The sequence below is a fragment of the Pseudomonas sp. Irchel s3h14 genome (assembly GCF_900187425.1).
Taxonomy (GTDB): Bacteria; Pseudomonadota; Gammaproteobacteria; order Pseudomonadales; family Pseudomonadaceae; genus Aquipseudomonas.
In genome coordinates this window covers 47,173-60,468 of the sequence record NZ_FYDJ01000005.1, presented here as the reverse complement: position 1 = coordinate 60,468, position 13,296 = coordinate 47,173, and the positions used below count along the sequence as shown (strand labels likewise).

The 13,296-nt window shown below is 57.3% G+C and carries 12 protein-coding genes, 2 tRNA genes and 2 pseudogenes; 15 read left to right on the top strand and 1 reads right to left on the bottom strand.

What is annotated here, in order from left to right:
* Positions 1-9: 9 nt before the first annotated feature.
* From rpmI to CKW16_RS11675, 7 genes are all read left to right on the top strand, one after another.
* Positions 10-204 (top strand): 50S ribosomal protein L35, encoded by a 195-nt coding sequence (gene rpmI / locus CKW16_RS11705; protein ID WP_008145659.1) that lies wholly within the window; start codon positions 10-12, stop codon positions 202-204.
* 27 nt (positions 205-231) lie between these two features.
* On the top strand, positions 232-588 hold the full coding sequence (gene rplT / locus CKW16_RS11700) for a 50S ribosomal protein L20 (protein WP_007905879.1): 357 nt from the start codon (positions 232-234) through the stop codon (positions 586-588).
* A 109-nt stretch (positions 589-697) separates the two neighbouring features.
* Positions 698-1,714, top strand: a complete 1,017-nt coding sequence (gene pheS, locus CKW16_RS11695; protein ID WP_007905876.1) for a phenylalanine--tRNA ligase subunit alpha — start codon at positions 698-700, stop codon at positions 1,712-1,714.
* 26 nt (positions 1,715-1,740) lie between these two features.
* On the top strand, positions 1,741-4,122 hold the full coding sequence (gene pheT / locus CKW16_RS11690; RefSeq protein WP_095128561.1) for a phenylalanine--tRNA ligase subunit beta: 2,382 nt from the start codon (positions 1,741-1,743) through the stop codon (positions 4,120-4,122).
* Between the two features lie 3 nt (positions 4,123-4,125).
* Positions 4,126-4,428 (top strand): integration host factor subunit alpha, encoded by a 303-nt coding sequence (gene ihfA / locus CKW16_RS11685; RefSeq protein WP_002553164.1) that lies wholly within the window; start codon positions 4,126-4,128, stop codon positions 4,426-4,428.
* Positions 4,409-4,765: a MerR family transcriptional regulator gene (locus CKW16_RS11680; RefSeq protein WP_003179985.1), complete on the top strand. Its 357-nt coding sequence runs from the start codon at positions 4,409-4,411 to the stop codon at positions 4,763-4,765. Before ihfA ends, CKW16_RS11680 begins: the two co-directional genes overlap by 20 nt.
* Positions 4,766-4,854: 89 nt before the next feature.
* Positions 4,855-4,931, top strand: a tRNA-Pro gene (locus tag CKW16_RS11675).
* A 69-nt stretch (positions 4,932-5,000) separates the two neighbouring features.
* On the opposite strand, the pseudogene CKW16_RS11670 reads toward CKW16_RS11675, so the two are convergent.
* Positions 5,001-5,174, bottom strand: a pseudogene (locus CKW16_RS11670) (site-specific integrase); the annotation flags it as partial.
* 267 nt (positions 5,175-5,441) lie between these two features.
* Between CKW16_RS11670 and CKW16_RS11665 the strand changes: the two are divergent.
* The 8 genes and pseudogenes from CKW16_RS11665 (at position 5,442) to CKW16_RS11630 (ending at position 13,134) form a co-directional block, all read left to right on the top strand.
* Positions 5,442-5,516 (top strand) — tRNA-Gln (locus CKW16_RS11665).
* 36 nt (positions 5,517-5,552) lie between these two features.
* Positions 5,553-5,708: pseudogene (locus tag CKW16_RS32555) on the top strand (LysR family transcriptional regulator); the annotation flags it as partial.
* A gap of 213 nt (positions 5,709-5,921) precedes the next feature.
* A complete protein-coding gene (locus CKW16_RS11655; RefSeq protein ID WP_095128560.1) occupies positions 5,922-6,137 on the top strand; it encodes a hypothetical protein in 216 nt (71 codons plus the stop codon).
* A 316-nt stretch (positions 6,138-6,453) separates the two neighbouring features.
* The gene (locus tag CKW16_RS11650; protein ID WP_095128559.1) at positions 6,454-6,795 is read left to right on the top strand and encodes a hypothetical protein; all 342 of its coding nucleotides are present in this window, start codon (positions 6,454-6,456) and stop codon (positions 6,793-6,795) included.
* 99 nt (positions 6,796-6,894) lie between these two features.
* The gene (locus CKW16_RS11645) at positions 6,895-8,151 is read left to right on the top strand and encodes a TolC family protein (RefSeq protein WP_095128558.1); all 1,257 of its coding nucleotides are present in this window, start codon (positions 6,895-6,897) and stop codon (positions 8,149-8,151) included.
* Positions 8,148-9,632, top strand: a complete 1,485-nt coding sequence (locus CKW16_RS11640; protein WP_095128557.1) for an efflux RND transporter periplasmic adaptor subunit — start codon at positions 8,148-8,150, stop codon at positions 9,630-9,632. Before CKW16_RS11645 ends, CKW16_RS11640 begins: the two co-directional genes overlap by 4 nt.
* On the top strand, positions 9,629-12,787 hold the full coding sequence (locus CKW16_RS11635) for an efflux RND transporter permease subunit (RefSeq protein ID WP_095128556.1): 3,159 nt from the start codon (positions 9,629-9,631) through the stop codon (positions 12,785-12,787). Before CKW16_RS11640 ends, CKW16_RS11635 begins: the two co-directional genes overlap by 4 nt.
* A complete protein-coding gene (locus tag CKW16_RS11630; protein WP_095128555.1) occupies positions 12,784-13,134 on the top strand; it encodes a copper-binding protein in 351 nt (116 codons plus the stop codon). Before CKW16_RS11635 ends, CKW16_RS11630 begins: the two co-directional genes overlap by 4 nt.
* Positions 13,135-13,296: the final 162 nt, after the last annotated feature.

Sequence of the window (13,296 nt, the reverse complement as noted above, 5' to 3'; positions counted from 1 at the left end):
TATCCGAACATGCCAAAAATGAAAACTAAAAGTGGTGCTGCTAAGCGGTTTCTGAAAACTGCTAACGGTATCAAGCACAAGCACGCTTTCAAGAGCCACATCCTGACTAAAATGTCGACCAAGCGTAAGCGTCAACTGCGCGGTAGCAGCTTGCTGGCACCGTGTGACGTGGCAAAAGTCGAGCGCATGCTGCGCCTTCGTTAATTTAGTCAAGAATAGAGGAAGTAACTCATGGCTCGTGTAAAGCGTGGCGTCATTGCCCGTAAACGTCACAAAAAAATTCTGAAACTTGCTAAAGGCTACTACGGCGCTCGCTCGCGCGTATTCCGTGTTGCCAAGCAAGCGGTAATCAAGGCAGGCCAATACGCCTACCGTGACCGTCGTCAGAAAAAACGTCAGTTCCGCGCTCTGTGGATCGCTCGTATCAACGCTGGTGCACGTATCAACGGTCTGTCCTACAGCCGTTTCATCGCCGGCCTGAAAAAAGCGTCCATCGAGATCGACCGTAAGGTTCTGGCTGATCTGGCAGTGAACGAAAAAGCGGCGTTTGCTGCGATTGTCGAGAAAGCTAAAGCCACCTTGGCTTAAGTACCCCCGACAGTCACCCGGCCTCACATCTGTGGGGCCAGGTGTTAAACGTCATAAATAGGGGAAGAGCCTTCAAGCTCTTCCCCTATTTTGTATCTGGAGTCTGTACATGGAAAACCTGGATGCGCTCGTCTCTCAAGCTCTAGAGGCTGTGCAAAGCGCTGAAGATATCAATGCCCTGGAGCAAATCCGGGTTCACTACCTTGGCAAAAAGGGTGAATTGACTCAGGTGATGAAGACCCTGGGAAATTTGCCGGCAGAAGAGCGTCCGCAAGTCGGCGCCCTGATCAACGTTGCCAAGGAGCGTGTCACAGAGGTTCTCAATGCGCGCAAGGCACTGTTTGAAGAGGCCGACCTGGCCGCCAAACTGTCCGCCGAGTCCATTGACGTGACCCTGCCTGGCCGTGGCCAGACCTCGGGAGGTCTGCATCCGGTCACTCGCACTCTGGAACGTATCGAGCAGTTCTTCACTCACATCGGCTACGGCATCGCCGAAGGCCCTGAGGTCGAAGACGACTACCACAACTTCGAAGCGCTCAACATCCCAGGCCATCACCCGGCCCGGTCGATGCATGACACCTTCTATTTCAATGCCAACATGTTGCTGCGCACCCATACCTCGCCGGTACAGGTCCGCACCATGGAATCGAAACAACCGCCGATCCGCATCGTCTGCCCAGGCCGTGTGTACCGTAGCGACTCCGATATCACTCACTCGCCGATGTTCCACCAGGTCGAAGGCCTGCTGGTCGACCGCGATATCAACTTCGCCGACCTGAAAGGGACCATCGAAGAGTTCCTGCGCGTGTTCTTCGAAAAAGAACTGGCCGTGCGTTTCCGCCCTTCGTATTTCCCGTTCACCGAGCCATCCGCTGAAGTCGACATGGAATGCGTGATGTGCAGCGGTAAAGGTTGCCGTGTCTGCAAGCAGACTGGCTGGCTGGAAGTCATGGGCTGCGGCATGGTTCACCCGAACGTGTTGCGTATGTCCGGGATCGACCCGGAAGAGTTCTCGGGCTTTGCCTTCGGCATGGGTGTTGAGCGTCTGGCCATGCTGCGTTACGGCGTGAATGACTTGCGTCTGTTCTTCGACAACGACTTGCGGTTCCTCGCGCAATTTCGCTAGTCGTAACGAATTCTTAGGAGAGCAGGATGAAATTCAGTGAACAATGGCTGCGTGGCTGGGTAAGCCCGCAGGTAAGTCGTGACGAGCTGGTTGCTCGTCTGTCGATGGCCGGTCTTGAGGTCGATAGCGTTACGCTGGCCGCCGGCGAATTCACCGGTGTGGTGGTGGGCGAAGTGCTAAGCACCGAGCAACATCCAGACGCCGACAAGCTGCGCGTTTGCCAGGTCAGCAATGGCTCGGAGACCTTCCAGGTCGTTTGCGGTGCGCCAAACGTGCGCCCGGGCCTGAAGATCCCGTTCGCCATGATCGGTGCCGAACTGCCGGGCGACTTCAAGATCAAGAAAGCCAAGCTGCGTGGCGTTGAGTCCAACGGCATGCTGTGCTCGCAAGCCGAGCTGCAAGTCGGCGAAGGCGACGATGGCCTGATGGAATTGCCGGCCGATGCGCCGGTCGGTCAGGACATTCGTGAGTACCTGAGCCTGGACGACGCCAGCATCGAGGTCGACCTGACCCCTAACCGCGGCGACTGTCTGTCCCTGGCCGGTCTGGCCCGTGAAGTCGGCGCGTTGTACGCTGCTGAAGTCACCCGTCCGGTGGTTGCTGTCGTGCCAGCCGTGCACGACGAAGTGCGTTCGATCGAAGTGCTGGCGCCAGCCGCTTGCCCGCGTTACCTGGGTCGTGTGATCCGTAACGTCGACCTGTCCAAGCCAACGCCGCTGTGGATGGTCGAGCGCCTGCGTCGTGGTGACGTGCGCAGCATCGACGCTGCCGTCGACATCACCAACTACGTGATGCTGGAACTGGGTCAACCGCTGCATGCATTTGATCTCGCCGAAATCAATGGCGGCATCCGCGTGCGCATGGCTGAAGAAGGCGAGAAGCTGGTACTGCTCGACGGTCAGGAAGTCAGCCTGCGTAGCGATACGCTGGTGATTGCCGACCACACCCGCGCCCTGGCCATTGCCGGCGTCATGGGTGGCGAGCACAGTGGCGTCAACACCTCGACCACTCGCGATGTCTTCCTCGAAAGCGCTTTTTTCGATCAAATTGCTGTCGCTGGCAAGGCCCGTTCCTATGGCCTGCACACCGACGCCTCGCACCGCTACGAGCGTGGCGTGGACTGGCAGTTGGCTCGTGAAGCGATGGAACGCGCCACCGGCCTGTTGCTGGAAATCACCGGCGGCGAAGCTGGTCCGATCATCGAAACCGTCAGCGAGCAGCACCTGCCGTCGATTGCGCCAGTTACTCTGCGTGCGCAACGCATCACTCAGATGCTGGGTATGGAAATGGATTCGGCCGAAGTCGAGCGACTGCTCAGCGGCCTGGGTCTGAAGATTTCTGCCGATGGGGCAGGGCAGTGGCGCGTTGAAGTGCCAAGCCATCGCTTCGACATCAGCCTGGAAGTCGATCTGATCGAAGAACTGGCTCGTCTGTATGGTTACAACCGTCTGCCGGTTCGCTACCCGCAAGCTCGTCTGGCGCCGCAGGCCAAGGCTGAGGCGCGGAGCGATCTGCCTGAGCTGCGCCGTCTGCTGGTAGCCCGTGGCTATCAGGAAGCGATCACCTACAGCTTCATCGATCCGAAACAGTTTGAGCTGTTTAATCCAGGTGTCGAACCGCTGTTGTTGGCCAACCCGATTTCGAACGACATGGCCGCCATGCGCTCGTCCTTGTGGCCGGGTCTGGTGAAGGCGCTCCAGCACAACCTGAACCGTCAGCAAGATCGCGTTCGTTTGTTCGAAAGCGGCCTGCGTTTCGTCGGTCAACTGGAAGGCCTGAAGCAAGAGCCGATGCTGGCGGGTGTTGTTTGCGGTAGCCGTCTGCCGGAAGGCTGGGCACAAGGTCGCGATGTGGTGGACTTCTTCGACGTCAAAGCCGACGTGGAAGCGGTGCTGGGCTTCGCCGGTGCACTGGATTCATTCTCTTTCGTACCGGGCAAACACCCTGCGTTGCACCCGGGTCAAACCGCGCGCATCGAACGTGAAGGTCGCTTGGTCGGTTTCGTCGGTGCTATCCACCCTGAATTGTCGAAAACTCTCGGTCTCGACCGTCCGGTCTTCGTATTCGAGCTGGTTTTGGCCGAAGTAGCGTTGGGCAAAATGCCTAAATTCCAGGAGTTATCGCGCTTTCCTGAAGTGCGTCGTGATCTGGCACTCATTGCGGCCACGGACGTTGCGGCCAGTGCCGTACTGGACGTAATCCGTGAAAATGCAGGCGAATGGCTGACAGACCTAAGGCTATTTGACGTGTATCAGGGTAAAGGCATTGATCCTGATAGAAAAAGCCTTGCAGTCGGCTTGACCTGGCAGCATCCATCGCGCACTCTTAATGACGATGAGGTGAATACCACGACGCAAAACATCCTCACCTCGCTCGAACAAAGGTTGAACGCCACGTTAAGGAAGTGACGTATGGGGGCTCTGACGAAAGCTGAGATGGCGGAACGTCTGTATGAAGAGCTGGGCCTGAATAAACGGGAAGCCAAGGAATTGGTCGAACTGTTTTTTGAAGAAATCAGGCACGCTCTTGAAGACAACGAACAAGTCAAATTGTCCGGTTTCGGCAATTTCGACCTTCGGGACAAACGCCAGCGGCCTGGCCGCAATCCGAAAACGGGTGAAGAAATCCCGATCACGGCTCGCCGTGTGGTCACCTTTCGTCCAGGGCAGAAGTTGAAGGCCCGAGTTGAGGCTTATGCTGGAACCAAGTCATAACGACGAGCTACCCGTCATCCCAGGCAAACGCTACTTCACCATTGGTGAAGTCAGCGAGCTGTGTGCGGTAAAACCACACGTGCTGCGTTACTGGGAGCAGGAGTTTCCTCAACTCAACCCCGTCAAACGCCGCGGAAACCGCCGGTATTATCAGCGACAAGACGTGCTGATGATCCGGCAGATCCGCGCGCTTCTTTACGATCAGGGGTTCACCATCGGCGGTGCACGCCTGCGTTTGTCCGGCGATGAAGCTAAAGACGACACCACTCAATACAAGCAAATGATTCGGCAGATGATCGCTGAATTGGAAGATGTACTGGTTGTGCTCAAGAAATAATTTCCTGCTTTTAAATACTTCCAGTTTTCAAAAGCTTGCGATATATTCTTGAGCGTTCTTCGAGAAGAGGAACGGGTTTCACGCCTAGTCGGGGCGTAGCGCAGTCCGGTAGCGCACTAGCATGGGGTGCTAGGGGTCGAGTGTTCGAATCACTCCGTCCCGACCATATTTATCAGTAACTTAGCCGAACTCTAGCCAGTTCGGCTTTTTTACGCGTAAGGACTTTTGCGGGGGATCATCCCGTTTTCCTCCTGATAATGGTCAGTGCCTGTCCGCGGGAATCCGTGGTCGACGCTTTGTTTGCCGCTTCGATCAGTTGCCCAAGCTCTGCGGTAGAATAATGGCTCGTGATGCTGCCATTCTTGTGTCCAAGCAATGCTTTGCGATCTTCCTCGGTCACGCTTGGGGCCGGAACTGTCACCGGCCACCTTCGTGGTACTGCTGGAAAACTCAAAAGCCCCGGAGAGGATTGGATCTAACCTGGATAAACAGTAAGTGACTGTTTTGTAGCGAATTTTTTGTTTTTTATCTTCCCAGGCGAAGCGAAAGTTGATAAATTTCCGCGCATCTTGCAAAGGCCCTTACAGGGCTTATAGCGTAAGGACGCAGCATCTCGATGTTGCTCGCAAGCTGCAAAATCAGGAAGAGAGTGCTGGGCACTCGTAGCAACAGATACAGGGGCGTCGCCAAGCGGTAAGGCAGCAGGTTTTGATCCTGCCATGCGTTGGTTCGAATCCAGCCGCCCCTGCCATTTTCCTTATACTCATTCAGGTATAACTCAGCCGGCATGCTCGAAAGCATGCCCGGATGCACCACGGTCAACGTCTGGCCGTCGTCGGAATCCTTCCGTTATTTTCTCACCTGGCTGGTATGGCGCAGAGATGCTGTGTCGCAGAGCCTGACCATGTTTGTGCGCTTGCTGGAGGAGCGATGCGCAGCGCTTGAACCATTCGCAAGTATCAGCTCAAATATTCGTCTAGGTTGCTGGATTCTTCTGCAAAGCGCTCGATCAGAATTTCGAGAAGGGCGCGCCTAATCCTGGGCTCGGACGACGGCAACAGCTTCACCGAGCCTCAGAGCGACACTTGTTCCGATGGGCGATGTATTCGCACTAACAATTGAAAGACAGAGCAATGCCCTGCAGAAGGGTTACTGAATGCCGAAGAAAAAGCCGGAAAGTAAAGTAGCAGCGACGGCTACTGCTACTGAAATTGAGCACGCCATCCAAGCCCTGAACAGAATGGCTGAACGCCTTTGGGGAGATGGTCGAGAGATCGAGGCGAAAGCCCTCCTTGACGCCCTGGATTCTCTAAACAGGGCACTGGACCGGATCAGGATTGGCGAAAGCCGCAGGGTTGTGACTCTTCATTGACGACCGCATGTCAGCTATGACTCAAGAGCAGGTAGAAGCTATTGCGCAGCAAATAATAAGCGACATCAAGAGCGCAAAGGCTAAGTAATCTGGCGCGGCGGAGATCTGCAGGCGAAGATCCGCGCAATACCGGCACTTGTTTGGCGTTGTAACCCCGGAGAAATCGGCGTTCGGTGCTTGTATGAGTTCCGGTTTTTATCCGTAACGCTGGCTTAATCAAGCGATGGTGAGATCACGCTTCTTCAGCGTCTTTCACTAGATAGCTAAGACATTTTTCGAATGGTAACCGCTGTTTTCAAAGACTACACTCCAGCCCATGAAACGCTATCTGCGGTTTTGCATCATCTTCATGATTAGCCTGGCGCTTCCCCTCAACGGGATGGCAGGCGTTCAGGCACCGACAGAACCTTGCCCAATGAAGACGATGGGCATGGCGATGATGGACGACATGGGGATGGACTGCTGCAACGACATGAAAAGTTCTGTCGAGCACGGCAAACCTTGCAAGCCGGGCCAGGAGTGCAAGTCGGGCGGCATGCTGCAAGTCTCGATCTTCAAGCCTCCTGTAACCGTATTCAGCCCCGTTGTGATTTCCTTCTTCAGCGATTCCCTACCCGTACAGACCCCGTCCGGGGTATGGCGACCGCCTCGCGTTTGATTCCTGTCCCACATTGAGCCTCTTTCCGCATTAGCGGGATGGACTAGCTGCGCGCGTGTCTTTTGCCGCGCGCAGTGGATGATCACAGGAATCGTAAACATGAACTCCAAGTGCTATTGCACAGGTTGGTCCCTCGTGGCCGGTCTGGCGGCAAGCGTATTGGCATTGCCGAGCTTAGCTGGCGCATTGACACTCGATGAAGCGTTGCGGCTGGCCGAAAACAATGCACCGTCGCTGACCGCACAAGACGCCAAAATTCAGGCTGCCAGCAGCGCGGCTATTCCAGCCGGTGAGCTACCTGACCCCAAACTGCTGCTGGGTGTGCAGAACTACCCCATTGGCGGTCCGGATCGCTGGAGCTTCGACCAGGACTTCATGACTATGCAAATGGTCGGGGTCAGGCAAGAAATGCCCAACAGCGACAAGCGCAAAGCGCGCATCGAGGTCGCCGATGCGGCCATTGATCGCGCCGCTGCGGAGCGTCGAGTCGAACGTCTGAAGGTACGCCAGTCCACAGCGTTGGCCTGGATTAGCAGCTACTCGGTTGAACGCAAAGATGCGCTGTTCCAGGACGTCTACAAAGAAAACCGCCTGCTGAGCGATACCGTCCGGGCCCAGATTGCCGGTGGCCGTGCTCAACCCGCCGATGCCGTGACGCCCAAGCAAGAAGCGGCTCAACTGGCGGAGCAACAGGACGATCTGACTCGCCAGCGCACGCAGGCCCAGGCAGCCCTCAAACGCTGGATTGGCTCGGCTGCCAACGACAAGCCTGTGGGCAGCTTGCCTGAATGGCCCGTCGATCCCTCAAGTTACTCCCATAAACTGCCACACCATCCCGAGTTGGCAGCGTTTGCGCCGATGACCCGCGAAGCGCAAGCCAAGGTTCGTGAAGCCGTGTCGGAGAAGCAGTCGGACTGGAGCTGGGAACTGGATTACCAGCGCCGTGGCCGTGAGTTTGGCGATATGGTCAGCGTGCAATTTTCCTGGGATCTACCGCTGTTTCCTGACTCGCGCCAAAACCCCAAAATCGCAGCCAAACAGGCTGAACTCAGCCAGCTTGAGGCCGAGCGCGAAGCCCTGTCACGCGAGCACACCCAGCAACTGGAAAACGAACTGGCTGACTATGAGCGCCTGAACCGTGCCGTACGCCGAAACCAGGAAAGCCTGTTACCACAGGCCAAGGAAAAGGTCGAACTCAGCATGGCGAGTTATCGCGCCGGCAAAGGCGATTTGAACGCCGTTGTTGCCGCCCGACGTGAACTCATCGAAGCCCGTCTCAAACAGATCGATGTGGAAGAGCAGCGAGCGCTGACCAGTGCGCGTCTGTATTTTGCTTATGGGGAGTCCAGCCAATGATCCTTAAAAAATGGAACGGGGCATTGCTGGTAGGCATCTCGCTGGCATTGGGTGTTGCCGGTGGCTACTGGTTCGCTCACCAGCGCATGAGCGGAGTACCAGGTACCGCCCCGGAACAGCGCCTCAATTCACCGGATGAAGGCAAGGCTCTGTATTGGTACGACCCCATGTACCCGCAGCAAAAGTTCGATAAGCCGGGGAAATCCCCCTTCATGGACATGCAACTGGTTCCCCAATACGCCAGTGGCGCAGGGGACCGCGCGGCCGTCAGTATCGATCCAGGTCTGACCCAGAATCTAGGTCTGCGTTTTGCGACTGTCACTCGTGGGATCTTTGAGTCGAGCCTCGAAGTAACCGGTGTCTTGGCGTTCAACGAACGTGATGTCGCTGTGATTCAGGCACGCACCACTGGCTTTGTGGAGCGGGTCTATGCCCATGCTCCCGGCGATGTACTCAAAGCCAACGCGGCGTTGGCGGATATCCTGGTGCCTGAGTGGGCCGCTGCCCAGACAGAGTTTCTTGCACTGAAGCGCAACGGGGATGCCGACCTGTTGGCTGCGGCCCGCCAGCGACTACGACTCACAGGGATGCCGGCAACACTGATTACTCAGGTAGAGCGTGGCGGTAAGGTTCAGCCCTACCTGACGCTCACCAGCCCCATTGCCGGTGTGCTGCAAGAATTGAACGTACGTGCGGGCATGACCGTGGCGACTGGCGATACGTTGGCACGCGTCAATGGCTTGAGCCGTGTCTGGCTAGCGGTGGCCGTTCCAGAATCGGATGCCGGATCGATCACAGTGGGGCAGGCGGTCGAAGCGCGTCTGCCAGCCCTCCCAGGGACAACGCTCAATGGCAAGATCAGCGCGATTTTGCCCGAGACCAATCCGGACAGCCGCACCCTTCGTGTGCGGGTGGAACTACCCAATCCGGACGGGCGCCTCAGGCCGGGTTTGACCGCGCAGGTACGCCTGAACCGCTCGACCGAGAAAAGTGTGTTGTGGGTGCCGAGCGAGGCCGTCATTCGCACGGGCCGACGTGCTCTGGTGATGCTCGCCGAAGACGCTGGCCGCTACCGTCCCGTGGCGGTGCAACTCGGGCAGGAAAGCGACGGCAAGACAGCGATAGTGAAAGGTCTGGAAGAGGGCCAGAGGGTGGTTACCTCTGGCCAGTTCCTGCTCGACTCGGAGGCCAGTCTCAAGGGCATCGTTGCAAGCTCGGAGGAAGAGTCACCACCCAGCGCAGCAGCCTCCAGCTTTCATGAAGCGGATGGGCAGATCGTTGAGATCAACGACAAAGAAGTCACGCTCGCTCATGGACCTTTCAAAACGCTGGGCATGCCTGGCATGACGATGACATTCCCACTCGCCAACCCGGTGCTGATGCAGGGCTTCAAAACGGGTGACAAGGTTCGGGTTGCGGTGAGTCAGACCGACGACGGCCTGCGTGTTGAGCTCCTGGAAAAATCGGGGAGCCAGCCATGATCGCTGCCCTGATTCGTTGGTCAGTGGCCAACCGATTCCTGGTGCTACTGGCGACGCTGTTTGTCACGGCTTGGGGCATTTGGTCGGTGCAGAGCACGCCTATCGATGCGCTGCCAGATCTCTCGGATGTTCAGGTGATCATCCGCACCCCTTTTCCGGGACAAGCGCCGCAAATTGTCGAGAACCAGGTGACCTATCCGTTGGCCACCACCATGCTCTCGGTGCCGGGAGCCAAGACGGTGCGTGGTTTTTCCTTCTTCGGTGACAGCTTCGTGTACGTGCTGTTTGAAGACGGCACTGACTTGTACTGGGCCCGCTCTCGGGTGTTGGAGTATCTGAGCCAAATACAAAGTCGGTTGCCGGCCAGCGCCAAGCCGGCGTTGGGGCCGGATGCAACGGGAGTGGGCTGGATCTATCAGTACGCACTGGTGGATCGCAGTGGAGGACACGATCTGGCGCAGCTACGCGCACTTCAGGACTGGTTCCTCAAGTTCGAACTCAAGACCCTGCCCAACGTTGCGGAAGTGGCCACCGTGGGCGGCATGGTCAAGCAGTACCAGGTCCAGCTTGATCCCCTCAAACTGGCCAGCCTCGGTATCACTCAGGCTGAGGTGACCGAAGCTATCGGCAAGGCCAATCAGGAAACCGGTGGCGCGGTGCTGGAGATGGCAGAGACCGAGTTTATCGTGCGTGCTTCCGGCTACCTGAAGACGCTCAATGACTTTCGGGCGATCCCGCTCAAGCTGGCTTCGGGAGGAGTGCCGGTAACCCTTGGCGATGTCGCCACGATTCAGTTGGGACCGGAAATGCGGCGTGGCATTGCTGAACTCGATGGCGAAGGCGAGACCGTCGGCGGCGTGGTGATTTTGCGCAGCGGCAAGAATGCTCGCGAGACCATTGCGGCGGTCAAGACCAAGCTCGACGAACTGAAAAGCAGTCTGCCGGCCGGGGTGGAAATCGTCACCACCTACGACCGTAGCAAGCTGATCGATCGCGCTGTGGAAAATCTCAGCCACAAGCTAATCGAAGAGTTCATCGTCGTCGCGCTGGTCTGCGGGATCTTCCTCTGGCACCTGCGCTCATCCCTGGTGGCGATCATTTCGCTGCCGGTGGGGGTGCTGATTGCCTTCATTGTCATGCGTTACCAGGGCATCAACGCCAACATCATGTCCTTGGGCGGGATAGCCATCGCCATCGGCGCCATGGTCGATGCGGCCGTGGTGATGATCGAGAACGCCCACAAGAAGATTGAGGCTTGGCACGCGGCCAATCCGGGGGAAGAACTAAAGGGTGAACGTCATTGGCATGTAATGACCGAAGCAGCGGCAGAGGTAGGCCCGGCGCTGTTCTTCTGTTTGTTGATCATAACTCTGTCGTTCATTCCGGTGTTCACACTCGAAGCTCAGGAGGGACGGCTGTTCGGTCCTTTGGCTTTCACCAAGACCTACGCCATGGCCGCAGCGGCGGGATTGTCAGTGACCTTGGTGCCGGTGCTGATGGGCTACTGGATTCGAGGACGAATTCCCAGTGAATATCAGAACCCGTTGAACCGGTGGTTGATTCGGATCTATCAGCCAGCCCTGGATGCAGTCTTGCGTCGACCAAAGATCACGCTGCTGGTGGCGCTATTGGTTTTTGCCAGTGCGCTATGGCCAATGTCTCGCTTGGGTGGCGAGTTTCTCCCCCCGTTGGACGAGGGCGACCTGCTCTATATGCCTTCCGCTCTGCCGGGATTGTCAGCGCAGAAAGCGGCACAACTGCTGCAACAGACTGACCGTCTGATCAAGACCGTGCCAGAGGTCGAACACGTCTTCGGTAAAGCGGGGCGCGCTGAAACCGCCACCGACCCCGCACCGCTGGAGATGTTCGAAACCACGATCCAGTTCAAGCCGCACGAGCAATGGCGTCCAGGCATGACCCAGGAAAAGTTAGTGGAAGAACTGGATCGAGTGGTACGAGTCCCTGGGCTGACGAATATCTGGATACCACCGATTCGTAACCGTATCGACATGCTGGCTACGGGGATCAAGAGTCCCATCGGAGTGAAAGTTGCCGGCACCAACCTGACGGAGATCGATGTGGCCACCCAGGCGGTCGAGCGAGTGGCCAAGGGAGTCCCCGGCGTCAGTTCGGCTCTGGCCGAGCGACTGACCGGTGGCCGCTACATCGATGTGGATATCGACCGTAAAGCCGCCGCCCGCTACGGGCTGAATATCGCCGATGTGCAGTCCATCGTGGCCGGCGCTATCGGCGGTGAAAATGTCGGCGAGACCATTGAAGGGCTCGCACGCTTCCCGATCAACGTGCGTTACCCACGGGAGTGGCGTGACTCGCTCGGTGCCTTGGAGCAATTGCCGATCTATACCCCGCTAGGGAGCCAGATCACCCTTGGCACAGTGGCGAAGGTCAAAGTCACGGACGGTCCGCCGATGCTCAAGAGCGAGAACGCACGACCCTCTGGTTGGGTTTACATCGACGTGCGTGGCCGGGACATTGCCTCGGTAGTCGCCGATCTGCGCAGGGTGGTCAACGAGCAGGTCAAGTTGCAGCCCGGCATGAGCCTGAGCTACTCGGGACAGTTCGAGTTTCTCGAAAGGGCCAACGCACGACTCAAACTGGTGGTGCCTGCCACGCTGTTGATCATCTTCGTGCTGCTCTACCTGACTTTTGCCCGCTTCGATGAGGCCCTGCTGATCATGGCCACACTGCCATTCGCTCTCACGGGCGGGGCATGGTTCCTCTATCTATTGGGATTCAATTTGTCAGTCGCCACCGGGGTCGGCTTTATCGCCTTGGCCGGTGTTTCCGCCGAGTTTGGCGTGATCATGCTGCTCTACCTGAAGAACGCCTGGGCCGAACGTGAAGACCTCGGCGACCGCACTGAGCGCGGTCTGGTTGCGGCGATTCGTGAAGGCGCCGTGCAGCGTGTTCGACCCAAGGCCATGACCGTAGCCGTCATCATTGCTGGCTTGTTACCCATCTTGCTGGGCAGCGGGACCGGCAGCGAAGTGATGAGCAGAATTGCTGCACCCATGGTCGGCGGCATGGTCACGGCACCCTTGCTTTCCCTGTTTGTCATTCCGGCGGCCTATCGTCTGATGCGTCGCCGGCACCTCTCGGTTGAACCTATCAACCCTCAAGGAAAAGTCGTATGAAACTGACCCTGATTGCAGTTGCAAGCACCGTATTTACGCTGTCTCTTTCGGCCCACGCAGAGGATATGCCGGGCATGAAAATGGACGGAATGGAGGGCATGCAGATGAAGCAGGAAACAACGCAGGCTCCAGTCGCCACCGCCGACGGAACGATCAAGGCTATCGATACTGTGAAGCATACGGTGACCATCTCTCACGGCGCTGTTCCAGCTGTGCAATGGCCGCCGATGACCATGGCCTTTTCCGTGAAGGAAGATCAGCTGACAGGGCTGACGGCAGGAGACCGAGTGTCGTTTTCATTTCGAGTCGAGGGTGGCAGAGCGGCGATTGTTTCAATAAAAAAGTGAGATAGCGGTGGTGGAAGTGCCCGGGCCGTCTCCAGCCGCCATTGCTGCTTATGGCAAGGTTTTGGCTCATAAATCACATTTATGTGATTCTGATATTAGTGCTATCCGATTAGTGCTGTTTATCAATCAATAGTCGAAGGGTAAGTTGCTTCTCTGCGAATA